This is a genomic window from Pseudomonas sp. PSKL.D1, from assembly GCF_028898945.1.
GTDB lineage: Bacteria > Pseudomonadota > Gammaproteobacteria > Pseudomonadales > Pseudomonadaceae > Aquipseudomonas.
Genome location: NZ_CP118607.1, coordinates 1859580 through 1881713 on the forward strand (window position 1 = coordinate 1859580; position 22134 = coordinate 1881713).

The following is a 22134-nucleotide window of genomic DNA, read 5'->3' on the forward strand; positions in this document are numbered from 1 at the left end:
CCAGCATTCTAAAACTCACCGCTTACCCAAAATCTTCCCCAACATCTCCGGCCGCGGCGCCCCTTGCTGGCTCTGCAAATTCCCCTGCTCATCCTGATAGAAAATCGCTGGCGTAGCCTGCAACCCCATCTCTTCCATCAACGCCAGGTTCGCCGCCAGCTTCTGCTGCACGGCCTCGGGCACCTTCTCCAGTGGTTTCAGCGTACTGCCCTTGCCCGCCTTCTCATGCTGCTCCAGCGCATTGGCCGGGTCCTTGGCGGCCAGCAACGCCGCCGATTTGCCGGGGCTGTCCTCGCGGATGATCCCGACCATGATGTGGCGCAACTGCACCTTGCCCGATTCCACCCATGGCCGGGCCTGTTGCCAGAACATGTTGCAGTACGGGCAGTTCGGGTCGCTGAACAGGTACACCTTGCGCGGTGCATCGGCCTTGCCGTCGGCAATCCAGGCGGTTTTTTCAAGCTTGGCCCAGATGGCTTTGCTCATGGGGCCGTACACCAGTTTTTCCAGCGGTTCGGCGCTTAGATCCTTGCCTTGCTCGTCGAACAGGCTGCCCACCAGCACGTGCTTGCCGTCCGGGGTGAGGTACAAGGCAATGCCGTTGTTCTGGTACTCGGCGGCATAGCCGCGCAAGCCGTTGGGCGCATCGAAGCTGCCCTTGATCACGGCGCCTTTGGCCTGGATCTGCTGGATGGCCTTGGGCAGTTCTTCAGCCTGCACCAGCGGAGCGGCCAGCAGGGCCAGGGACAGGGGCAGCAGTGCAGTCAGTCGCATGTCAGTTTCCTTGTGCGGCAGGGGCGGGCGCGGCGGCCCGGTCGAAAGGTTCCAGGGCATGGCGCAGGCTGGCCCGGGACAGCTCGCCCAGGTGGCTGCCGATCAGCCGCCCGCTGGCGTCGTAGAACAAGGTGGTGGGCAGGGCCATGGAGCCGACGCGTTGGGCCAGCAGGCCGGTGCCGTCGAACAGCACGTGGGTCAGGCTCAGGCCGGTGGTAGCGAGGAAGGTGCTGACGTTTTCCGGCGTTTCACCCTGGTTGACGAACAGGAAGGTCACGTGGGGATATTCGCCCTGTGCCTGTTGCAGCACTGGCATTTCTCGGCGGCACGGCGGGCACCAGGTGGCCCAGATGTTGATGACCAACGGCTTGCCACGGTAACTGTGCAGCGCCACCGGTTGCCCGCCGGCATTGCTCAGGCTCAGCTCTGGCAACTCGGTGCCTTTGCTGTACAGGTGGCCACCCAGGCTGGCCAGGCCCCAGAACAGCGCGCCGCTGAACAGCGCCCAGCCCAGCGGGCGGCGCAGGCCGGGCTGGCGCCAGCCTTGCCACACGGCGGCCAGCACGATGCCGAGCAGGCCCGTCCAGAACAGGAAACCGCCGTCGCGAATGTCGATCATCTGCAGTGGGTCATCGCGGTACATCGGCCAGTAGGCCAGCACGAAGCCCAGGCGGGCGCACAGCAGGCCGATCAGGAACAGGTTGAACAGCGCCGACTCCGGGCTTTCGCCGCAACGGCGGGCGACCCACCAGCCCACCAGGCAGGCGATGCCCAGCGCGGCGAGCATCAGCAGGTGATTGAGCGCCATGGTCAGGGGGCCGAGGGTAACCGTCAGCATCAGCCTTGGCTCCTGGTCTGGGCCCAGTGCTGCAGGAACGCGGCGGCGTCCACTTCACCGGTGATGCGCCGTGCGCGGCGTTCTTCGCCTTCGGGGCCGAGCCACAGGATGCTGGGCGGGCCGGGCACCTGGTAGCGTTGCAGCAGGTCGCGGCTGGCCGGGGCGTCGGTGGTTACATCCAGGCGCAACAGGTGCACGCCGGCCAGGCTGGCCTGCACGTCGGGGCGGGCGAACACCTGCTTTTCCATGACCTTGCATGACACGCACCAGTCGGCGTAGTAGTCCACCATCACCCATTGGCCCCGGGCCTTGGCGGCGTCCAGTTCCCGTTGCAGGTCTTGCGGGTTGCTGACCGTGACGAAGCGGTCCTCGGTATGCTGGGTGGCAGTGTTTACCGGGCCACCGGTGAACGGCCGCAACGGCTGCCACAGGTCATCGCCACCGGCGGCGGCGCCGATCAGCAGCAGGCCACCCCACAGGGCGCCGAGCAACGGCATGGCACGCAGCGCGGGCAACCGTTGCAGGGCCGGCCACGACGCCCAGGCCAGGGCAATCAGCCAGGCGCCACTCAGGGCCAGCAGCAGCGGGGCGGCCAGCAGGCTGCGCACGGTGTACAGGGCCATGGCCAGGAACACGAAGCCGAACACGCCTTTGACGCGGTCCATCCAGGCGCCGGGGCGCGGCAGGTAGCGGTTGCCTACGGTCACCAGCAACAGCAGCGGCAGGCCCATGCCCAGGCCCAGGGTAAACAGTACCAGTGCCCCGTGCAGCACGTCGCCACTCTGCGCGATGTACAGCAGCGCCCCGGCCAGCGGCGCGGTCATGCACGGGCCGAGCAACAGCCCCGACAGCGCACCCAGCAATGCTGCCCCGTACAGGCTGCCGCCGCGTGTCTGCTGGCCGGCGCGGTCCAGGCGGTCGCGCAGGGCGGCCGGCAGTTGCAGTTCAAACGCGCCGAACATCGGCAGGGCAAGGATCACGAACAGCGCCGCCAGGCTGCCCAGCAGCCACGGTTGCTGCAACCACGCCTGCAGGCTGGCGCCAAGCAGGGCGGCGACCACGCCCAGTGCGGCATACACCAGGGCCATGCTCAGCACATAGACGCTGGCCAGCACCCAGCCACGCCGCGCGCTGGCGCCATTACCCAGCACGATACCGGCCAGAATCGGCAGCATCGGCAACGAACACGGGGTGAAGGCCAACAGCAAGCCCAGGCCGAAGAACGCCAGCAGGCTCCAGGCCAGGCTGCTGCTCTGCAGGCCGCTGGCCAGTGCCTGATCGCTGGCCTGTTCGGTAGCGGCCGGGGCCGGGGCACTGCCGCCCAGGTCAATCACGGTGGTTTGTGGCGGGTAGCACAAGCCGGCGTCGGCGCAGCCTTGCCAGCCCAGGCGCAGCTGGCCCTGAGCGTTGGCGGGTATCACAAGTTCCAGTTCATCGCGGTACACCGCACTGTCGCCAAAAAACTCGTCGTGGTGGTTGAGCGCAGCAGGCAGCGGCGGGTGCTGGTCGGCGGGCAAACCGTCGAACTTCAAGCGCTTCTGATACAGGTAATAGCCCTGCTTGATCTGGAAGTACAAGCGCATCTGGCCGTCGGCCTGGCGGTCGTGGGTGAGGACGAACGCCTGGTTGACGGGCAGGAAATCGGGTTTGACTTCAAACGGGTTGGCCTGCAACGGGCCGGCCAGCAGGAATGTCAGCAAGAGCAGTAAAACGCGCATGTCTTCGCCTTGGCAGTGCTTTGAGTGGGGCCATGCTGGATGGGGTTGATTAACCCAAGGTTAACCCAGTCCTACACAGCTGGGCGATGAAGCGTTTCAGCCTGGAAACACCGCGACATACTGTCGGCTTGACTTTGCCAAGGGCACTTTTTCCTGATATAAAATTGACTTTATAGTCAGCTTTTCGGCTGGCCACGCGAAAGATCCACCTCTCTCGATTCACTGATACCCGAATCAAAAATCATGGGTAGGCATCGTTCTGCCCAGAGGAAACTGCATGTCCAACCGTGATATTTCCCGGCGCTCCTTCCTGCAAGGCGGCCTGATCGCTGGCGTGGGTGTAACGCTGGCGCCGCTTGGCAGCCAGGCGTTCGCCGCACTGATGGAAGAACGTGTCACCACCTCGCCGCAAAAGTGGATGAACCACGACGGCAAGGCGCGCTTCCGTAACGACGCCTTGTCCAAGGTGTGCGGCAACAAGGTGTTCGCCCGCGACATCCGCGCCAAGGACATGCCCGGCTGGCCCACCCAGCAGGGGCATGCCCTGTTGCTCAAGACCACCAAGGCCGATCGCATCTACGCCGGCCACGACCTGAGCTGGCTGGGCGCCGACCTGCAACCGGACCGCGTCGTCACCGCCGCCGACCTGGCGCAGGACGGCATCGCCTGGCCAGAAGCCCATTCGCCCGACCCATTGCTGCCCCCCGGCAAGGTGCCGATGTTCATCGGCCACCCGGTGGCGATTTTGATCTGGCATGACTTCGAGCGCTTTCGCAAAGCCAAGCGCCAGCTGCAGTTCAACGACAAGGCCATCCGCTATGGCGCCCAGGCGCCGCTGTACCAGGGCGACCCCTACGGCAGCTTCCGTTTCGTGCGGGTGGGCGGTGCCACGCCGTTCGATGACGACGAGTTCTCCAGCCTGAAGAACTCCATGCTGTTCCCGACCATCCTCAACCGCAAACCGGTGTGGTCCAAACAGCCCAACCAGCACGGCGACCTGACCGAGCAGGGCTTGTTCTACGCCAAGCGCATGGGCGAGCAGCTGGACAACCCGCCCGAAGACTGGCTGGTGTTCGACGAACGCTACAAAACCCCGTCCATCGAACCGGCCGCGCTTGAGCCGGACAACGGCAATGGCTGGTACGACCCGGCCACCGGCACCCTGCATTTCGTGGTGGCCACCCAGTGCCCGTTCGAAGTGGCGCAGGAATGCGTGCACATGATCAAGCCGTCGCGCTTTGCCCTCAAAACGCTGAACGTGCACCCGGGCTATACCGTGGGCTACGGCTCCAAAGACAACAACATCTTCGTCTTCTACGCCGCCGTTGCCGCGCTGTACGGCGCCGGCGTGCCGATTCGCCTGGCCAACGACCGTTACGAGCAGTTCCAGAGCGGCATCAAGCGCCACGCCTTCGACATTCGCTACCAGTTGGCGGTGGACAAGAAAGACAACAGCTTCAAAATCTTCCGCGCCGACATGAGCTGCGACGGCGGTGGCCGCATCAACTACAGCCCATCGGTAGCCGCGGTGGGCGCCACGGCGGCGCAGTCGATCTATTACATGCCGCAGAACGACCTGTCGGTTACGGCCTACCACTCGCGCGGTGTCGAGGCCGGCTCCATGCGCGGCTACGGCACCCTGCAGACCATGGCCGCCACTGAAATGATGGTGGACGAAATTGCTGGCCGCCTGGGCGTGGACGCCATCGACCTGCGCCGCGCCAACGCGCTCAAATCGGGCATGAAAAACACCCAGGGCGCGGTCCCTGCGGGTGCCCTGCGCCTGCACGAAATTCTCGACAAAGCCGCCACCCACGACTGGTGGCGCAACCGTGATGCGCGCAAGCGCGAAATGGACGCCAAGGACCCGGACCACTGGTACGGCGTGGGCTTTGCCATTTGCCAAAAGGACTTTGGCACCGGCTCCGAAGCACCGATGGCCAGCATCGAGTTCACCGCCGATGGCCGCATCAGCCTGCGCCACATCGGCACCGAGCTGGGCACCGGCATGTCGACCTCCCAGGCGCTGGTGGTCAGCGACTTCCTCGGCCGTTCGGCGGATGAGGTGAAAACCGCCGCCACCGAGTGGCCCGAGCTGCAACTGACCACCAGCGGCAACCCGTACCTGATCAGCCAGGCCGAGCAGGACACCGCATTGCGCAACCCGCGCTGGGTCGGCAAGCTGGCCTCGCCATCGTCGGCGACCAACTCGGCGTTCTACTTCAGCCACGCCACCCGCGAGGCGGCGCGCGTGCTGTTCAACCACGGTTTGTGGCCTGCGGCCATGGCCCTGTGGCGCCAAGGCCCCTATGGCGGCCAGGCCAACCCGCTGGTGGTGCGCCGGGAAAACGCGGTGTGGGTCAATGGCGAACTGACCGGCAACGGCCTGTCGCCGATCCCGTTCGCGGAGCTGGCAAAAAAGGCCCACGAAATGGGCCTGGTGACCGGCGTAAGCGTGCACGGCTTCAACCGCTGGAGCTGGGCCGAGGCCGATTTCGTTATCGACGGTGTGCGTGAGCGCTTCCCGCTCGACGCACTGGCCGTGAAGTACGGCGACGGTGCAGCCAACGCCAAGAAAGCGCAGATGACCAGCAACGGCTTCCACTTGCTTGACCGGCAGAACGCCGCGTACCCGGCCACCCAGCTGAACAATGCCATGGTCACCTACTACAGCCCGGTGGCGACCATCGTTGAGGTGAAGGTGAACAAGGGCACCCGCGAAGTGCAGGTGCTCAACCACCACAGCTGGGTCGAATGCGGCCGCGTGCTGGTGCCGGAACTGGTCAAGGGCCAGCTCGAAGGCGGTATCGCCATGGGCATCGGCCACGCGCTGACCGAGGAAATGCCCCTGCACGAAGGTGGCCCGGGGGAGGGCGACTGGAACTTCAACCGCTACCGCCTGCCGTTCGCCAAGGACGTGGCGGTGTGGAAGCAGACCAGCGAGATCCTGCCGCCGCTGTCACCCACCGACCCGTCCAAAGGCATCGCCGAGGTGGTGATGATCCCGGTGGTTGGCGCCATCGGCAACGCCGTGGCCCACGCCATCGGCAAGCGCGTGCGCGACCTGCCCATCACCCCAGCCCGTATCAAGGAGGCCCTCAATGGCTAACCGTCCGCTTCAACTGACCCTCAACGGTCAACCTGTCGGCCCAGTCGAGGTCCCCGATGACCTGGCGATGATCGACTACCTGCACGAACACCAAAACCTCACAGGCTCGCGCCTGGGCTGCGGCCAGGGCATCTGCCACGCCTGCGTGGTGATCGTCGACAACCCCGACGGCACCAGCGAGGAAGTGCGCACCTGCATCACCGGCGCGCACTACTTCGAGGGCAAGAAGGTGCGCACCATCGAAAGCCACGCCAGCCAGGACGAGGCCGGCAACCTGACACTGAACCCGATCCAGCAGAAATTCGTCGACCTGTTCGCCTTCCAGTGCAGCTACTGCGCACCGGGCTTCGTCAACGCCGCCACCGTGCTGGTGGAAAAGGCCCAGCGCCAACCCCTGAAGAAAAGCGAAGTGGAAGACAGCATCGAAGCCAGCCTTGGCCACCACATCTGCCGTTGTACCGGTTACGTGCGTTACTACGACGCCACGCGCACCGTGCTCAACGACCTCGGCCTGGTCAAGGAGGGTTAAGCATGGGCTACGTTCGTTCCGGCCTGGCGCTGGCGCTTGGCCTTGCCCTGTCGCTAGGGGCCCAGGCCTCCGATGAGGCGTTGGTGAAGAAGGGTGAATACCTGGCCCGCGCTGCCGACTGCATGGCCTGCCACACCGCTGAAGGTGGCGCGCCCTACGCTGGCGGCCTGCCGATCCATTCGCCGTTCGGCACCATTTATGGCAGCAACATCACCTCCGACAAGCAGTACGGCATCGGCAACTACACGGGCGACGAATTTTTCGCCGCCGTGACCGAGGGCAAGCGCAAGGACGGCGCCAATCTGTACCCGGCCATGCCCTACACCTCGTACCACCTGATCAGCCGCGAAGATTCGGACGCCATCCTGGCGTACCTGATGACCATCCCGCCGATCAACCGCCCGGCCCCGGAAACCAAGCTGAGCTTCCCGTTCAACGTGCGCCTGGGCCTGACGGGCTGGAACATGCTCTACGGCAAGAGCGTGCAGCTGCAGCCCACCGAAGGCAAAAGCCCGGCCTGGCAGCGCGGGCAGTACATGGTCGAAGTCATGGGCCACTGCGGCGAATGCCATACCCCGCGCAACCCCATCGGCGCGTTGCAACAGGACAAGCGCCTGACCGGCGGCCTGCTCGGCGGCTACCTGGCGCCGAGCCTGCTGGCCCAGGACTTGGCCGACCGCGGCTGGACCCAGCCCGACCTCACCACCTTCCTCAAGCACGGCATCAGTGCCCAGGGCAGCATGTTCAACGAGATGTACCCGGTGGTGCACCACAGCACCCAGCACCTGGAAGACGCCGACCTGTCGGCCATGGCCACCTTCCTGCTGGGCGACCAGCCGCCCAAGGCCAAGGTGATCGAGGCGGTGCCGTTTGCGCAACTGACCGAAAGCGCCCAGCGCGGCCACCAGCAATACCTCAATGTGTGCGCCGGTTGCCACGGCGTGGACGGTGAGGGCAAGCCGCACATCGCTGTGGCCATGCAGGGCAACACCGTGCTGCGCCAGGCTGATTCACGCAACCTGGTCAAAGCCATTCTCGACGGCATTCGCGAACAGCAGTTCACCGGCTTTGAGCGCATGCAGCCGATGCCGGGCTTTGCCGACAAGCTCAATGACGACCAGGTCACGGATATGGTCAACTACTTGCGTCAGGCCTGGGGTGGATTGCCCGGTGACCTGAGCGTGCAGCAGCTCGCCGAGCTGAAGGCGGAGTAAACCGTGCAGCATCTTGATCTGCAGGTCGTGCGGCAGGCGTTGCAGTGGTCGGGCAACGGCCAGCGGGTGTGGTTGTGCACGGTGCTTGCCACCTACGGCTCGGCGCCCCGCGCGCCGGGCTCGTTGCTGGCGGTGAACGACAGCGGGCAGTGGGTGGGCTCGCTGTCGGGCGGCTGTGTCGAGGACGATTTTCTCGAGCGCGTGGCGCTGGGTGAATTCCCTGAGCCGGTGGCGATCGTGCGTTATGGTGACGGCACCGACCGGCGTTCCAGCATCCGGCTGCCCTGCGGCGGCGTGCTGGAAGTGTTGGTGGAAAACCTGCCAGCGGAATGTGAGGTGCAGGCCCACCTGCGTGAATTACAGGGTGCGCTGCAGGGCCAGCGCCGCCTGCTGCGTGAAGTGAGCCTGCCCCATGGCGTGCGCCAGTTGCACGACGACTCCAGCCAGGGCCCGCGGGTAGAGCGCGACAGTGCGCGCGTGCTGTTGCGCGTGGGGGCTGCCCAGCGCTTGCTGCTGGCCGGTTACTCCAGCGTGGCGCATTATTGCGCCGAGTTTGGTAAAGGGATGGGCTTTGAAGTGATTCTGTGCGACCCGCGCGATGAAGTGCTGGAAGGCGTAGTGCTGGCCGGCATCGAAATCCGCCGCGAACTGCCGTCGGAGTTTATCGTCAACGGTGGGTGCCATGCCGACACGGCCGTGGTGGCCCTTACCCACGACCCGAAAATCGACGACCTGGCCATGCTCGAAGCTGTGCGCACCGATGCTTTCTACATTGGCGTGATGGGCTCGAAAACCACCTCTGACAAACGCCGCGAACGCCTGCGTCGCATTGGTGGCCTGGGGGACGAGGAGCTGACCCGCATCCACGCCCCCATCGGTCTCAATTTGGGCAGCAAGACGCCGGCGGAGATCGCCCTGGCCGTGCTGGCCGACATCTTGCGGCTGCGCAACGGCATCGGGCGGGCGGCATTGTGAGCGTGGTCGCGCTGGTGTTGGCGGCGGGAAGCAGTGTGCGCTTTGGTGCCGACAAGCGCCGCGCGCTGCTGGCCGATGGTCGCAGCTTGCTGGTGCACAGTGTCGAGCGTGCGTGCGCCGTGTTTGAGGATGTGCGCGTGGTACTGCGTGACGGCGAGCGGGGCGAGGCGTTGGGGTTGCCGGCTAACTGTCGGATCGTTGCAAGCCCTGATTCGGCGTTGGGCATGGGCCATAGCCTGGCGGCAGGCGCTGCTTCACTGGTCGACAGCGATGCTGTGGCGGCGGCGATTCTTTTGGGGGACATGCCTTGGCTGGCCCCGGAAACGCTTGTCCAACTCGTTTGCGCGGCCGACGCTACGCGCATCGTCTTGCCCTTTCATGATGGGCAGCAAGGGCACCCGGTGCTGTTTGGTCGCGATTTCTGGGCGGCGCTTTCCAGCCTGAAGGGCGATGAAGGCGCGCGGTCAGTGGTGAAGGCGCACCCGGCGAGTTGCATCAGGCTTGAAATGCAGGACGCCGGGATTTTGCAGGATGTGGACCGGCCTGAAGCGATGCGCCCTTGAGCGCGCGGGTTGCGTTTTACTCATCTTCCTCTTCGTCGAGTTCGTAGGGCTCAAGGTTGGCCAACTGGGAGAGAATGATGAGATGCACTTCGGCATCGAGCCGCTGAAGGCGGTCCAGCGTGGCGGAACCCCCCAGCATCAGGGCAGGCACGAAGCCGTACATCTCGTTGGCCTGCAGGTCGCCCAATGTTTCCCTGGCTTCGTCGAAAAGATCCAGGCCGATATTTTCGGTCATGGCCCACATGAGCAGGCTCTGAATCTTGTTGTCCCGTTCTTCGTCGGTTGAGCTGGGCGCACTTATGAAGTACCGCGAATGGTAGGCCGCAATGGTCAGCATGGAGCCGGTTTTTTCCCCCCATAGGTACAACTCGCCGAAAGCGCTGCGGGCGATGAGGTGGTAGGTGTCGTGGCTGTTGCCTCCCACCCAGGCATCCACTACGCCCTCGTATTCCCGTGGGTCGACCAGCCAGAAAAGCCCGCCGCCGTAGCCGCACCAGCCGTGTTCTTTCCAGTACTCGAGGAGTTGGTTGGGGAGTTTGCCTTGGTAATGCTCCACGGCCGAGGGCGGTACGGGCCGAGAGGCGATAGGGGCGCCAAGTGTTTCAAGGAAAATGCTGAAGATTGCATCCATGGTGTAGTCCTTTTACGTTGGGTTAGAAGTCCGAGAAGCTGTAGGGTTCGAGCGGGCAAATCTGAGAAAGGATTAGGCTCTGTACGAAAAGAGATGTCGCAAACATCGCATGGAACAAGCCAGCGAGACCATGGCGGCATAGCTTTTTGCGAGCTTGTCGAAGCGTGTCACGATCCGGCGGTTCTCTTTCAGCCAGCCGAACATGCGTTCGATGATGTTGCGCTGTCGATACTTGGGGCGGTCAAACAGCCTGGGTAAGCCAGGCTTGGGCTTGCGCTTCATCGAACGCATCGGAATGACGGGTTGCATTCGATATTGGTCGCAGTAGCGGCGCAGCGCTTCGGCGTCGTAGCCCTTGTCGGCAAGCAACCACTTGCAGCGTTTACGCGGGCGGCCTCGTTGGCTCGATGGAATGCTGACTTCGTCCAGCAGAGGTTGCGCGTAGCTGATGTCACTGGCTTGGCCGCCAGAGAGGAGGAAGCGCAACGGTGTCCCGTTGGCGTCGCAGAGCATGTGAATCTTGGTTGTCAGGCCACCGCGACTGCGGCCTAGAGCGTGATCGGCAGGCTCGTCAGGCCCCCTTTTTTCCCGGCGCCAGAAGAGGCTCGGGTTGCGCGTACTGCGGTTGAGTCGATCATCCAGGTTTGCAAATCAATCAAGCCTTGCTCATTCAGTCTCAGGTGCAAGCGTTTGAGCATCTGATCGAATGTGCCCTGGTTTCGCCAGCCCCGGAACCGTTGATACACCGTTGACCAAGGGCCAAAGCGTTCCGGCATATCTCGCCACGCTGCACCCGAACAAAGTACCCAAAGCACGCCATCGAGCATCAGACGGTCGCTCAGGCGGGGCCGCCCCCGGCAATGGGTTTCTGTGAAGAGATCGGCGACCACAGTCCAAGCCTCATCCGAGAGTTCGTAACGCTTTGCCATCACAGAATTCCTTTCCGTAGATGGCCGGGAACCCTACAGAAATTCAGCGTCCGAAGGGTGGCGATTGGGTTTCTCGGGATTTCGTACAGAGCCTAGTAAATGCTCGACAGCGTTAACTTTTTCGAGGTGAGCAAGGTCGCATGGTCCGCCGAATGTTAGAGCGGGGACGAAACCATACATTTCAGTAGGATCTAGGATGCCGAGTTTTTTCTTCGCTGGTTCGAACATGTCATCGAAGTCGACAGATTCTTTATCTTTGCTGAGGAAAAAGCTTTGGACTTCCCTGTTCATGTCATTCGCCGTCAACTGATATTCGCTTCCTCTGTATCGCGATAGGTGAGCCAGAATTTTTACGGAAAAACCTGTGTTCTCTCCAAATAAGTACAGATCGCCAAACGCGCCGCGCGCGACAAGGTGATATTTGTCTCTGTTTTCTAATTTTGAGCCATTGATGAGTGAGGCGATGACCCCTTCATATTCCTGAGGGTCGACAGTCCAGAATAGCCCTTCACCATATCCACACCAACCATGCTCTTTCCAGTATTCCAGCAATTTTTCCGGCATTACTCCTTTGTACCGTTCCATGCTCGAAAGAGGTACTTCCTGTCGGAATACAGGTTCACCCATTTGTTCGATAAATAGGGAGTAAGCTTCATCCATGACAGAGCCCTCGATGCTTAGCGGTCAAAAAGTTTAACATTGGGTGTGCCGGGCGATGGGGTGCTGATTTCAGAGTGAGTGCTGAAGATAATATTCATCGTGTAGTCCTGTGCGCCGGGTTAGAAGTCCGAAAAACTGTAAGGTTCAAGCTGAGTGATTTGCGAAAGCAGGATGAGGTGCTCAATAGCCTTTACTTTTTCCAAGTGCTTGAGATCTACTTTTCCTCCAAGTGCCAAGGCTGGAACAAAGCCATACATTTCATCAGAGGCCAGCGGGCCAAGCTTTTTATTAGCGGGCTCGAAAAGTTCATCGAAATCATTGGCGTCTTTGTCTACAGATAAAAAGAAATTTTGCACCGCTCGATCCATTCCGATTGCACCGATGTCGATGTCGTTGCCAATGTAGCGAGAGAGAGGGCTATCGATACTTAATGAAAATCCGGTTTTTTCACCAAATAGATAAAGGTCGCCAAAAGCACTGCGGGCAATCATGTGGTACGTGTCACGTTTCTCCAGGTGCGTGCCCTGTATCCAGGACGCCACGACACCTTCGTACTCTTGAGGATTTACTGTCCAGAACAAGCCGTCGCCATATCCGCACCAGCCATGTTCGGCCCAATAGCGCAAGAGTTGAGAGGGTAGTCTGTTTTCGTAGCGTACAATGCTTGAGGGTGGTACTTCCCTTCTGGAGTTCGAGGCTCCAATTGTTTCAATTAAGGTTGAGAAGATTTCGTCCATTGTGATTGTCCCGAGAACTAGCACTTGTGCAGACGCACATTCATGTGGGTGGTTTCGCTACTCGATGTCTCCGCCCTCTCTGCAGCTGCTTTCATTGCCTGAATCTTGCTCTTCCATTGTGGACCGATGGTCGAGTTAACCTGCCGGTCGCCAAAATCCGTAATGGCATCTCTCCCTCCCGCGATGAGATCGGGGTTATGCAGTGCTGCGAGCGAGGACATTGTCTCTTTAGCTTGCTCAATTGACAGTTTTCTTGCCTCGCTGGGGCTCATTTTTGTCGATAATTCGCTCTGCAATCTGCTTTGTAGATTGTGTTCAAACTTTATTCGTTCTCGTCTGGCGATGGCAGGGTTTCGATGCACAGGGTTGTTGATATTTTCCAGGAATTCTTCAACCGTCAGCCGGTTCAACCCCTCCTGCTGCCCCTTCAACTGCCGCTCGAACTCGGCATGCTTGGACACCGGCAAGTTGTCCGCCTTGAAACACGCCACCGTATGCAACGGCATGCTACCGGGCTTGCCCGTGGAAGGCTCCTTGTCTTTACTCGCTGGCCGATTGGGCTGCGGCTCATCCACCGCCCCCGTGCGCCGCTCCTGCCTTTGCAAATCCGGCCGCTGCTTCAACCCCTCTTCATGCTTGAGCATCCACTGCCCCAGCCGTGCCCCTTTGCTGCTGGCCGCCATTTCCTGCGCTAGCACCCTCGCATCGCCACGCCCACGGGTGAGGTACGCCACAATCCCGCCCAGCAACAGCACCACCATCTCCACATGGCCGAGGGCAATGTGGTGGGTGGCCTTGGAGATCGCGAACGGGTCGTCGCGGCACAGCGGGCCGGCGCTTTCATGGCCACAGGTGCCTTCCCAGGCCGCGTGGATGCCATTGAGGTAGTACTCGCCGATACGCGGCAGGTCGTCGATGAAGAACTCGGCAACCGACGCCAGCCCGAGCACGCCGAGGATCCAGCCGCTCACCGTAAGCCCCATGGCCGCGCCCGCGCCGGCAAAGGGGATGACGCCGGCACCGGCGGTGAACAGCCCGGCCCCGGCACCGATCAGCCCGCCGGTGATGGTGCTGCCGGCGACGATCATCGCCATCTGCGCCACCACCTTCAGCAACTCGTCGACGATGCTGTTGATGTCCAGTTCGGCAAAGCGCTGGCGCAGCAGGTGCGCGGCCTGCCATTCGGCCCGGTTGAACGCGGTGCGCACCGCGCCGACCCGGCGCAGGTTCAGGCCGAGGGTGGCGACTTCTTCATTGTTGGGGCCGCGAAAGTGGCCACCGGTCTGGTAGCCCATTTTGTCGATGACACGAGATTCGATCTCGAGCCATGAGGGCACGAGGTGGTGCAGATACATGAAGTGTCTCCCTGACAACGTGTGCAGGGGAAATCACATCATGGAATCGTCTGGGAAATTTCTGGGTTGTTTGTAGGAAAATTCCACTTTTTAGGGTTTTATCGATGATTTTCGGTTGCTCAGGTGGGTAGGCCGTTGGGTAGTTGTTGGTTTTGAGATCGCGCGCCGCCCGCGCGGCGCATCGCGGATTCATCCGCGATGCGCCGCGCGGGCGGCGCTCGATCTCACAGGCGACGAACACCTCAAGGCGAACATCTCAATGCAAACACCTCCAAGCCAAACCCCCGACAAAAGCCCATAATCCCCTCTTAATCCCCCCATAGTGCAATGCCAGCCACACCATACCGGGAGCCCCACCATGCACGTTCTGCTCTGCGAGGACGACGACCTGATCGCCAGCGGCATCTGCGCCGGCCTTACTGCCCAGGGCCTGACCGTCGACCGCGTGGCCAACGCGGCGGGCGCCCGGGCGATGCTGCAGGCGGCGCAGTTCGACGTGATGATCCTCGACCTGGGCCTGCCCGACGAAGACGGCCTCAAGCTGCTGCGTCGGCTGCGCCAGCAGGGCATCGACCTGCCGGTGCTGGTGCTCACCGCGCGCGATGCAGTCACCGACCGGGTCGATGGCCTGCAGGCCGGCGCCGACGACTACCTGCTCAAACCCTTCGACCTGCGTGAACTCGCCGCTCGCCTGCATACGCTGCTGCGACGGGTGGCGGGGCGGGCGGTTAACGTGATCGAGCATGGCCCGCTGCGATACGACCCGAGCAGTTGCGAAGCCACTTTGGCCGGCCAGCACGTCGACCTGTCGCGGCGTGAGCAGGCGCTGCTGCAGGCTTTGCTGCAAAACCCCGGCCGGGTGCTGTCCAGCGAGCAGCTCAAGGATTGCGTGTACGGCTTCAGCGATGAAGTCGAAAGCAACGCCCTGAACGTGCACATCCACCACCTGAGGCGCAAGCTCGGCAACAGCATCGTCGAGACCGTGCGCGGCCTGGGCTACCGCCTTGGGCCGGCGCAAGCGCCGGAGGAAGCGGCATCATGAGCCTGCGGGTACGCCTGAGCCTGATCCTGGGCACGGCTTTCATCATCATCTGGGCGCTGGCGGCGGCGTGGATGCTGCGTGACCTGCGCCAGCAGATGATGTTCTCGCTCGACCAGCGCCTGGTGGCGTCGGCGCGCATGGTCGCCGGGCTGGTCGACCAACTGCCGCAACCGCTTGCCGCCAAAGGCGAGGATGCACACTTTTCCGCCGACCAGTTCAGCGTGCCCGACGGCATGGCCTGCCAGGTGAGTTCGCTGCGTGGCGAAATCCTGGCCAGCAACCACAAGCACGACGGCGCCATGGATGACGAGCGCAGTGGCTTCCGTGACCAGACCATCGACGGTGCCTCGTGGCGCACCTTTACCTACAACCATGGTGATGTGCGCATCACCACTGCCGACCGGCACATGGAGCGCGAAGCGCTGAACCAGTCGATTTTGCTGGCGGCTTCCGCGCCGGTGCTGATGGCTTTGCTCGGTAGCCTAGGGCTTTTGTGGATAGGCCTGGGCAAAGGCCTGGAGCCGCTCAACCGCATGCGCGATGCGCTACGCAGGCGGCGTGCAGACAGTGTCGAGCCTTTGCAGGTGGCGGGCTTGCCCAGTGAACTGCAACCGTTGCTCGACACTCAGAACCAGCTGTTTTTGCGCATCGCTCAAACCATCGAGCGTGAACGCCGCCTGACCGACGACGCCGCCCACGAACTGCGCAGCCCACTGACGGCTATCAAGACCCACCTGCAGGTGGCCCGCATGACCGATGGCGCAGTGCGCGAGCAGGCGCTGGAACATGCCGAGCAGGGCACCGACCGCATGCACCGCACGCTTGAGCAACTGCTGATGCTGGCGCGGGTGGAAGGCAGCCTGTCGTTCGAGGATGGCGTGCAGTGCAGCGCCGAGCAGGTGGCCCGCCAGGCGGTGCAGGATGCCGGCGGCGGGGACAACCGGCGGATCGTGTTGCACCTGCCGGAGCAGGCCGCGCAAATTTACCTGAGCATGCCCGCCCCCTTGGCGGTGGCAGCGCTGCGCAACCTGCTGGACAACGCCTTGCGCCACGGCGGAGACACGCAAGTGGAACTGGACGTGCAGATGGCCGACGGGCAAGTGGGTTTCCTGGTACGCGACCATGGGCCGGGGATTGCCGAGGGCGATTTGCAGCACCTTACCGAGCGCTTTTGGCGCAATGGCCAGAGCGGTGGCTGCGGGTTGGGGTTGGCAATCGTGCAGGCGATTGTGCAGCGCTGTGCCGGGAGCCTGAAGTTCGACAGCCCGGGGGACGGGTTGCGGGTGTGTTTGCAGGTGCCGGCGCGTTCAGGTAGTTGAGTGTGATTGCCTGTTCACCGATGTGCAGGCAATTCGATCACAAACTGCGTCCAGCCATCGCTGCATTCGGCCCGGATGCTCCCGCCGTGGGCTTGCACGATGGACCGGGTAATCGCCAGCCCCAGCCCTGCATGCTCGCTGCTGCCTTCCTGGCGTGCCGGGTCTACGCGATAGAAACGGTCAAACAGCCTCGGCAGTGATGCCGCGTCAATCGCGGCACCGGTGTTTGCCACACAGATGCGAACCCCCGGCTCCAGCTTCACGCAAATTTGCCCGCCCGCCGGGGTAAAGCGCAGCGCGTTGTCGAGCAGGTTGGAAAGCGCGCGGCGCAGCATGTGCCGATCGCCCTGCAACAACGCCTCACCTTCCCGGGCCAGGTGCACATGGCCATCATCCGCCAGCGGTGCGTAGTATTCCAGCAGCGCATCCACGTCTTCATGCAGCGCCAACGGCGCCTGGCCCGGCACCAGCAGGCCGTGGTCGGCCTTGGCCAGGAACAGCATGTCGTTGATCATCTGTGCCATCCACTGCAGTTCCTCCAGGTTGCCATGCAAGGCCTCGCGGTATTCCTCCAGGCTGCGCGGGCGGGTGAGGGTAACCTGCGTGTGGGTAAGCAGGTTGGACAGGGGCGTGCGCAGTTCGTGGGCGATGTCGGAAGAAAACGCCGACAGGCGCTGGAAGGCGTCGTCCAGCCGCTGCAGCATGGCGTTCACGGTATTGGCCAGTTCCGCCAGTTCTTCTGGCATCTGCTCCACGGGCAAGCGTGTGGTCAGCGAGCGTGCTGAAACGCTGCTTGCCACCTCGCCCATCTGCCGTAACGGGCGCAACCCACGGCGGGCCGCCCAGGCACCGAGTAAAGCCGTGGCCAAGGCCGACAGGCCGACAGTGAGCCAGATCAGCCGCTGCATGCCTTGCAAAAAGTGCTGGTGGTGGGTGATGTCCAGAAACAGAGTCAGGCGAGGGCCGTCGGCTGGCTGCTGGGCGAGGCTACGATAATCGGTGCCGTTGGCATGCAGGGTGCTCAGGCGCGTGGTGCCTGGCGTTGCGGGCAGTGCCTCACGGCTGGCGTACCAGAGGCTGCCGTCGCTGCCACTGATGCGTACGGCCAGGTCGGCCTGGTGGCTGAGTTCATTGCGCAGCGCGGGCAGGCGGGCCTGAAGGTCGGTGGGGGTTTTAACCCCTGACAGCTGAGTGCCCAGCAATGACAGGCGCGACTCCAGCAACTGTTGGTCCAGTTCGATGAAGTGCTGTTCGCTGGCGCGGCTGAACAGCAAACCGGCGCCCAGGGAAACCGCCGCCGTGCAGGCAGCGAACAGCAAGGCCAGGCGGTTGGCGAGTGAAACCTTGCGCATCAGTCCTGGCGCTCTTCGAGTACATAACCCATGCCGCGCACGGTGTGGATCAGCTTGCGGGTGTGTGGGTCGTCGATTTTCAGCCGCAGGCGGCGGATGGCAACTTCGATCACGTTGGTGTCGCTGTCGAAGTTCATGTCCCACACCTGCGAGGCGATCAGCGATTTGGGCAGCACTTCGCCCTGGCGCCGCAACAGCAATTCAAGCAGGGAGATTTCCTTGGCGGTCAGGTCGATGCGCTGGCCGGCGCGTTCGGCGCGGCGGCGGATCAGGTCCAGGCGCAGGTCGGCCAGGCTCAGGGTGGTGTCCTGGCTCGGGTTGGCGCCACGGCGCAACAGGCTGCGTACCCGGGCCAGCAGCTCGGAGAAGGCAAAGGGTTTGACCAGATAATCGTCGGCACCCAACTCCAGGCCATGCACCCGGTCCTCCACGGCGTCACGGGCAGTGAGGAACAGTACCGGGGTATCGAGCCCGGCGCTGCGTACCGCCTGAAGAATCTGCCAACCATCGCGACCGGGCAGCATCACGTCGAGGATCAGCAGGTCGTGATCGCCGGTCAGCGCCAGGTACTGGCCGGTTTCGCCATCGGCGGCCAGCTCCGTGGCAAAACCCGCCTCATTGAGGCCTTGGCTGAGGTATTGGCCGGTCCGGGCCTGGTCTTCGACGATCAGCAGTTTCATGAGCTATCCAGGGTGTGCACTGCTGAAATGATACGTGACTATCCCGGCCGCCGCCCAAGCTGACAAAGTTGTAATCTTGCCGTCAGGTAGCTGCCAGCCCCTGCTTTCTAGAGTGGCTACATTCCGTTGCAAGCCTTGGAGACACAATGAAATACCTGTTCATCGCCGCCGCCCTTGCCCTGACAAGCCTGCCCGCGTTCGCGGACGAGGCCAAAACCTTCGCGTTCGGCGAACCGGCCCCGGCAGCCAAAGCCACCCGCACCGTCGAAGTGGTGCTCAAGGACATCAGCTTCGAGCCTAATAACCTGCAGGTAAAGGCCGGCGAAACCGTGCGCTTCGTGCTGATCAACGAAGGCAAACTGCCCCACGAATTCAACCTCGGTGACAAGGCCATGCACGCCGAGCACCAGAAGGAAATGATCGCCATGCAGGGCAAGCTGTACACCGCCGGGATGAATCACGAAGGCATGGACCACGGCCAGATGAACCATGGCGCCCATGGCCATGACGCCGGCAACACGGTGCTGGTGCAGCCCGGCCAGCGCGCCGAACTGACCTGGACCTTCCGTAAGTCGGCGCCCATCGAGTTTGCCTGCAACGTGCCGGGGCATTACCAGGCCGGCATGGTCGGGCCGTTGACCATCGAGTGACAAGCGCTCCAAGGCGGGGTGCAAAAGCGGTAGACTAGGGGCAATTTCGAACCTTCAGGTCAGTTTGCATGCATCCCGCCGCCGAACATTCCCCGCTGGGCAAGTCCAGCGAATACATCGCCACCTACACGCCTTCGCTGCTGTTCCCGATCCCGCGCACGGCCAAGTGGGCGGAACTGGGCGTCACCGCCCAGACCTTACCCTGGCAGGGCGTGGATTACTGGAACTGTTTCGAACTGTCGTGGCTGTTGCCGTCGGGCAAGCCGGTGGTCGCCATTGGCGAGTTCGCCATCCCGGCCGGCTCGCCGAACATCATCGAGTCGAAGTCATTCAAGCTGTACCTCAACTCGCTCAACCAGACCGTGTTCGCTTCGATCGAAGAACTGCAGGCGTGCCTGGTGAAGGATTTGTCGGCGGCCGCCGGCAAGCCGGTGGGTGTACAGGTGCGGACGCTGGCCGATGTGGAGGCGCAAGGTGTGGTGGCGCTGCCGGGGCAGTGCATCGATGCGCTGGACGTGGCCATCAGTAACTACGAACAACCTCAACCCGAGCTGCTGCGTTGCAACCCGGATCGGGTGGTGGAAGAGACGGTGCACAGCCACCTGCTCAAGTCTAACTGCCCGGTGACCGGCCAGCCGGACTGGGGCAGCGTGGTGGTGGAGTACAAGGGCAGGGCGTTGGACCACGGCAGCTTGCTGACTTACCTGATCAGCTTCCGCCAGCATGCCGACTTCCATGAGCAGTGCGTGGAGCGGATTTACCTGGACTTGAAAAACCTGCTGCAGCCGGAGCACCTGACCGTGTATGCGCGGTATGTGCGCCGGGGTGGGCTGGATATCAACCCGTATCGCAGCATGGGGGCGATCAGCCCGGTGAATGGGCGGTTGGTTCGGCAGTGAGGCATTGGGGCCGCTTTGCGGCCCTTTCCGACCGGTCCGGCGCCCCGGCAAGGCCGCTCCTACAGGCGATCACGTATCCCTTGTGGGAGCGGCCTTGTGTCGCGATAGGGGCGCAAAGCGCCCCCAGATATTCAAATCCCCATGCTGTGCAGCGAGTTGGCAATACTGCGCAGCGTGGCGGTCAAATCCGGGTGTTCGGCCTCGAAGCGTTCGATGGCCAGGTTCACCCCATCCACCAGGTTGTTGTCCGGCGTGGCTTCTTCAAGCTTGAGCTGCGCTTCGATCTGCCTGGCCTCTTCATGCAGTGCGGCCAGTTCTTCATCCGTAAGCGGCACGTTACGGTCCAGTTGCTCGCGCAGGCTGTTCAAGCGCTCTTGCAATTCGCGGGCAGGCATTGGCTGTTTCTCCATCAATGGCTTGGCAAGGCATGGACCTCTGGCAAGTGCAAAAGGTTCTTGCCTGCCTCAAGCGTAATCCACTCGCCAGCGCTTTGCATGGTCGACATCAACCGGGCTGTATCAGGGTTTTTCACCTTTGCGGCGGCGTTGGGCGATGTCTGCCAGGCAGGTGTCCAGGGCTTCCAGGTGGTCGATCACCGAGTGCACGCCCAGGCTAAACAGTGCCAGTGTGGCCTTGCCACGGGCCAGGTCCTGTTCTTGCTGGCTCATGGCCTGCCACTGCTGCGAGCCGAGGTCGCAGGAGGGGCTGCAGGCAGCCAGGCCGATGGTCCACAAGCCGGCGTTCAGGCCCGATTGCAGCAGGTGGGGTTCGCCGCTGACCAGCACACAGCCATCCAGGCGCTCGGTGGCAAGTGACATCAGCGCCTGCCAGCAGGCGTTGGGTGCCGGCCAGCGCACACCGTTCACCGAATGCCCGGGCAACCAGTCTGGCAGCACGGCGGCCAATCGCTTGCTCTGGGCTCCGCTCAGGTCGTCAAGCCAGATGCATGGCACCTGCTGGCGGCGCAGGCCTGCCAGGGTGTCGAGCGCGCCGGGGGCGGGCAGGGGGGGGCCATCGGCCGCCTGTACCAGGCAACCGCGCAAGCCGAACAGCACAGCGGTAAAGGCAGGTGCATCGTGCATGGCAACGTCCCCAAATAGTCCGCAGGCTATGGGCCGATTGTTACGCCGGGATGACACGCAACAGTTGTTCACAAAATATTGAGCAAAAATGTGTAAGGCTGTTTATCGGGCCGCAAGCCTCTATACTGCCGCCTTACCAGCAGCGCGCCCTTTGCGCTAGCGGCCAAGAATTCCGATGGAGAAACATCTATGCGTAGGATCGGTGCCAGTGGGCTCAAGCGAGTCACCCAGGCCTGTGTCTGCGCCAGCTTGCTGCTGGCGCCCGTGGCAGCCACCCAGGCTGCTACCGAGGAAGACCCTTGGGAGGCGGTCAACCGGCCGATCTTCCGCTTCAACGATGTGCTCGACACCTATGCCCTCAAGCCATTGGCCAAAGGTTACCAGGCCGTCACCCCGCAGTTTCTTGAAGACGGCATTCACAATGTCTTCAATAACGTCGGCGACGTCACCAACCTGGCCAACAACGTGCTGCAATTGAAGTTCCACAACGCGGGCGTGGACACCGCACGGATCATCGTCAACACCACCTTCGGCCTGGGCGGCTTCTTCGATGTGGGCACCAAAATGGGCCTGCAGCGCAACGACGAAGATTTCGGCCAGACCCTCGGCTACTGGGGCGTGCCCAGCGGCCCGTACGTGGTCATCCCGCTGCTCGGCCCAAGCACCGTGCGCGACGGCATTGCCAAGTACCCGGACACCTACACCAAACCGTATCGCTACATCGACCATGTGCCGACCCGCAACTCGATCTTCGCGCTGGACATCATCGACGCGCGCGCCAGCCTGTTGCCGGCCGAGAAGCTGATTCAAGGTGACAAGTACATCTTCATCCGCAATGCCTACCTGCAGAACCGTGAGTTCAAGGTGAAGGATGGTGAAGTCGAAGACGACTTCTGATTGACAGCAAAAGGGCCGCTCAGCGGCCCTTTTGCTATGCCAGCCAATGTGGGCAGCCTGCGCATACGGTTGTGCTGGACGCCTTTCTTATAACTACCAGGTCTTTACCCGCTAAAGAGCACTCAACTCGACCTACGCATGCTTGAAACGCCTGGCGGATGGGAGTACCGTCTGCGCCTTA

Annotated in this window: 22 protein-coding genes; 10 read left to right on the forward strand and 12 right to left on the reverse strand. The window is 62.6% G+C overall.

Annotated elements, in window-relative coordinates:
• Positions 1-15: 15 nt before the first annotated feature.
• Genes dsbG through dsbD form a run of 3 tightly spaced genes read right to left on the reverse strand, consistent with a single transcriptional unit; the run spans position 16 to position 3330 of the window.
• Positions 16-774, reverse strand: coding sequence for a thiol:disulfide interchange protein DsbG (dsbG, locus tag PVV54_RS08200; RefSeq protein ID WP_274909447.1), 759 nt, complete (start codon positions 772-774; stop codon positions 16-18).
• Between the two features lies 1 nt (position 775).
• Complete coding sequence (locus PVV54_RS08205; protein WP_274909448.1) at positions 776-1612, reverse strand: TlpA family protein disulfide reductase; 837 nt, start codon at positions 1610-1612, stop codon at positions 776-778.
• On the reverse strand, positions 1612-3330 hold the full coding sequence (dsbD, locus tag PVV54_RS08210; protein ID WP_274909449.1) for a protein-disulfide reductase DsbD: 1719 nt from the start codon (positions 3328-3330) through the stop codon (positions 1612-1614). Before dsbD ends, PVV54_RS08205 begins: the two co-directional genes overlap by 1 nt.
• A gap of 277 nt (positions 3331-3607) precedes the next feature.
• Between dsbD and PVV54_RS08215 the strand changes: the two genes are divergently transcribed.
• Genes PVV54_RS08215 through PVV54_RS08235 form a run of 5 tightly spaced genes read left to right on the forward strand, consistent with a single transcriptional unit; the run spans position 3608 to position 9720 of the window.
• On the forward strand, positions 3608-6439 hold the full coding sequence (locus PVV54_RS08215) for a xanthine dehydrogenase family protein molybdopterin-binding subunit (protein WP_274909450.1): 2832 nt from the start codon (positions 3608-3610) through the stop codon (positions 6437-6439).
• Positions 6432-6968, forward strand: coding sequence for a (2Fe-2S)-binding protein (locus PVV54_RS08220; RefSeq protein ID WP_274909451.1), 537 nt, complete (start codon positions 6432-6434; stop codon positions 6966-6968). The genes PVV54_RS08215 and PVV54_RS08220 overlap by 8 nt, the downstream gene beginning before the upstream one ends.
• Positions 6969-6970: 2 nt before the next feature.
• Entirely contained in the window at positions 6971-8182 is a 1212-nt protein-coding gene (locus PVV54_RS08225) for a cytochrome c (RefSeq protein WP_274909452.1), read from the forward strand.
• A 3-nt stretch (positions 8183-8185) separates the two neighbouring features.
• Positions 8186-9157, forward strand: a complete 972-nt coding sequence (locus tag PVV54_RS08230) for an XdhC family protein (protein ID WP_274909453.1) — start codon at positions 8186-8188, stop codon at positions 9155-9157.
• Positions 9154-9720 (forward strand): nucleotidyltransferase family protein, encoded by a 567-nt coding sequence (locus tag PVV54_RS08235; protein WP_274909454.1) that lies wholly within the window; start codon positions 9154-9156, stop codon positions 9718-9720. Before PVV54_RS08230 ends, PVV54_RS08235 begins: the two co-directional genes overlap by 4 nt.
• Positions 9721-9736: 16 nt before the next feature.
• On the opposite strand, the gene PVV54_RS08240 is transcribed toward PVV54_RS08235, so the two are convergent.
• The 5 genes from PVV54_RS08240 to PVV54_RS08260 all read right to left on the reverse strand — a co-directional run bounded on the left by PVV54_RS08240 (position 9737) and on the right by PVV54_RS08260 (position 14032).
• On the reverse strand, positions 9737-10351 hold the full coding sequence (locus PVV54_RS08240) for a GAD-like domain-containing protein (protein ID WP_274909455.1): 615 nt from the start codon (positions 10349-10351) through the stop codon (positions 9737-9739).
• Between the two features lie 72 nt (positions 10352-10423).
• Positions 10424-11280, reverse strand: a protein-coding gene (locus PVV54_RS08245) for an IS5 family transposase (RefSeq protein ID WP_274907383.1) whose coding sequence is annotated in 2 segments (ribosomal slippage) — positions 10424-10936 and positions 10939-11280 — 855 coding nt in all. Because the reading frame shifts where the segments join, the coding sequence is not laid out codon by codon here.
• Positions 11281-11313: 33 nt separating this feature from the next.
• On the reverse strand, positions 11314-11940 hold the full coding sequence (locus PVV54_RS08250) for a GAD-like domain-containing protein (protein ID WP_274909456.1): 627 nt from the start codon (positions 11938-11940) through the stop codon (positions 11314-11316).
• A gap of 119 nt (positions 11941-12059) precedes the next feature.
• Positions 12060-12677 carry a GAD-like domain-containing protein gene (locus PVV54_RS08255; RefSeq protein ID WP_274909457.1) on the reverse strand — a complete coding sequence of 206 codons (618 nt, stop codon included), beginning with the start codon at positions 12675-12677 and terminating at the stop codon, positions 12060-12062.
• Between the two features lie 17 nt (positions 12678-12694).
• Positions 12695-14032, reverse strand: coding sequence for a DUF6861 domain-containing protein (locus PVV54_RS08260; RefSeq protein WP_274909458.1), 1338 nt, complete (start codon positions 14030-14032; stop codon positions 12695-12697).
• Positions 14033-14390: 358 nt separating this feature from the next.
• Between PVV54_RS08260 and PVV54_RS08265 the strand changes: the two genes are divergently transcribed.
• Together PVV54_RS08265 and PVV54_RS08270 are read left to right on the forward strand one after the other, a co-directional pair.
• A complete protein-coding gene (locus PVV54_RS08265; RefSeq protein WP_274909459.1) occupies positions 14391-15074 on the forward strand; it encodes a response regulator in 684 nt (227 codons plus the stop codon).
• Entirely contained in the window at positions 15071-16393 is a 1323-nt protein-coding gene (locus PVV54_RS08270) for an ATP-binding protein (RefSeq protein ID WP_274909460.1), read from the forward strand. The genes PVV54_RS08265 and PVV54_RS08270 overlap by 4 nt, the downstream gene beginning before the upstream one ends.
• Before the next feature lie 14 nt (positions 16394-16407).
• Here the strand turns inward: PVV54_RS08270 and PVV54_RS08275 are convergent, their stop codons facing one another.
• Both PVV54_RS08275 and cinR read right to left on the reverse strand, forming a co-directional pair.
• Positions 16408-17745 carry a heavy metal sensor histidine kinase gene (locus PVV54_RS08275; RefSeq protein ID WP_446731441.1) on the reverse strand — a complete coding sequence of 446 codons (1338 nt, stop codon included), beginning with the start codon at positions 17743-17745 and terminating at the stop codon, positions 16408-16410.
• Positions 17745-18425 (reverse strand): two-component system response regulator CinR, encoded by a 681-nt coding sequence (gene cinR, locus PVV54_RS08280; protein ID WP_274909461.1) that lies wholly within the window; start codon positions 18423-18425, stop codon positions 17745-17747. Before cinR ends, PVV54_RS08275 begins: the two co-directional genes overlap by 1 nt.
• A 146-nt stretch (positions 18426-18571) precedes the next feature.
• Between cinR and PVV54_RS08285 the strand changes: the two genes are divergently transcribed.
• Together PVV54_RS08285 and queF are read left to right on the forward strand one after the other, a co-directional pair.
• Complete coding sequence (locus PVV54_RS08285) at positions 18572-19075, forward strand: cupredoxin domain-containing protein (protein ID WP_274909462.1); 504 nt, start codon at positions 18572-18574, stop codon at positions 19073-19075.
• 68 nt (positions 19076-19143) lie between these two features.
• Positions 19144-19974 carry an NADPH-dependent 7-cyano-7-deazaguanine reductase QueF gene (gene queF, locus PVV54_RS08290; protein WP_274909463.1) on the forward strand — a complete coding sequence of 277 codons (831 nt, stop codon included), beginning with the start codon at positions 19144-19146 and terminating at the stop codon, positions 19972-19974.
• 131 nt (positions 19975-20105) lie between these two features.
• Here the strand turns inward: queF and PVV54_RS08295 are convergent, their stop codons facing one another.
• Positions 20106-20369, reverse strand: a complete 264-nt coding sequence (locus PVV54_RS08295) for a DUF4404 family protein (RefSeq protein ID WP_241803182.1) — start codon at positions 20367-20369, stop codon at positions 20106-20108.
• Positions 20370-20492: 123 nt separating this feature from the next.
• The gene (locus PVV54_RS08300) at positions 20493-21056 is read right to left on the reverse strand and encodes a phosphonoacetaldehyde phosphonohydrolase-related protein (protein WP_274909464.1); all 564 of its coding nucleotides are present in this window, start codon (positions 21054-21056) and stop codon (positions 20493-20495) included.
• Positions 21057-21245: 189 nt separating this feature from the next.
• Here PVV54_RS08300 and PVV54_RS08305 point away from each other — a divergent pair, with 189 nt between their 5' ends.
• Positions 21246-21953, forward strand: a complete 708-nt coding sequence (locus PVV54_RS08305; protein ID WP_274909465.1) for an MlaA family lipoprotein — start codon at positions 21246-21248, stop codon at positions 21951-21953.
• The last annotated feature ends 181 nt before the right edge of the window (positions 21954-22134 follow it).

Coding starts and splice junctions, on each gene's coding strand:
- dsbG (WP_274909447.1), bottom strand. CDS start 774: ATGCGACTGACTGCACTGCTGCCCCTGTCCCTGGCCCTGCTGGCCGCT.
- PVV54_RS08205 (WP_274909448.1), bottom strand. CDS start 1,612: ATGCTGACGGTTACCCTCGGCCCCCTGACCATGGCGCTCAATCACCTG.
- dsbD (WP_274909449.1), bottom strand. CDS start 3,330: ATGCGCGTTTTACTGCTCTTGCTGACATTCCTGCTGGCCGGCCCGTTG.
- PVV54_RS08215 (WP_274909450.1), top strand. CDS start 3,608: ATGTCCAACCGTGATATTTCCCGGCGCTCCTTCCTGCAAGGCGGCCTG.
- PVV54_RS08220 (WP_274909451.1), top strand. CDS start 6,432: ATGGCTAACCGTCCGCTTCAACTGACCCTCAACGGTCAACCTGTCGGC.
- PVV54_RS08225 (WP_274909452.1), top strand. CDS start 6,971: ATGGGCTACGTTCGTTCCGGCCTGGCGCTGGCGCTTGGCCTTGCCCTG.
- PVV54_RS08240 (WP_274909455.1), bottom strand. CDS start 10,351: ATGGATGCAATCTTCAGCATTTTCCTTGAAACACTTGGCGCCCCTATC.
- PVV54_RS08250 (WP_274909456.1), bottom strand. CDS start 11,940: ATGGATGAAGCTTACTCCCTATTTATCGAACAAATGGGTGAACCTGTA.
- PVV54_RS08255 (WP_274909457.1), bottom strand. CDS start 12,677: ATGGACGAAATCTTCTCAACCTTAATTGAAACAATTGGAGCCTCGAAC.
- PVV54_RS08260 (WP_274909458.1), bottom strand. CDS start 14,032: ATGTATCTGCACCACCTCGTGCCCTCATGGCTCGAGATCGAATCTCGT.
- PVV54_RS08265 (WP_274909459.1), top strand. CDS start 14,391: ATGCACGTTCTGCTCTGCGAGGACGACGACCTGATCGCCAGCGGCATC.
- PVV54_RS08270 (WP_274909460.1), top strand. CDS start 15,071: ATGAGCCTGCGGGTACGCCTGAGCCTGATCCTGGGCACGGCTTTCATC.
- PVV54_RS08275 (WP_446731441.1), bottom strand. CDS start 17,745: ATGCGCAAGGTTTCACTCGCCAACCGCCTGGCCTTGCTGTTCGCTGCC.
- cinR (WP_274909461.1), bottom strand. CDS start 18,425: ATGAAACTGCTGATCGTCGAAGACCAGGCCCGGACCGGCCAATACCTC.
- PVV54_RS08285 (WP_274909462.1), top strand. CDS start 18,572: ATGAAATACCTGTTCATCGCCGCCGCCCTTGCCCTGACAAGCCTGCCC.
- queF (WP_274909463.1), top strand. CDS start 19,144: ATGCATCCCGCCGCCGAACATTCCCCGCTGGGCAAGTCCAGCGAATAC.
- PVV54_RS08295 (WP_241803182.1), bottom strand. CDS start 20,369: ATGCCTGCCCGCGAATTGCAAGAGCGCTTGAACAGCCTGCGCGAGCAA.
- PVV54_RS08300 (WP_274909464.1), bottom strand. CDS start 21,056: ATGCACGATGCACCTGCCTTTACCGCTGTGCTGTTCGGCTTGCGCGGT.
- PVV54_RS08305 (WP_274909465.1), top strand. CDS start 21,246: ATGCGTAGGATCGGTGCCAGTGGGCTCAAGCGAGTCACCCAGGCCTGT.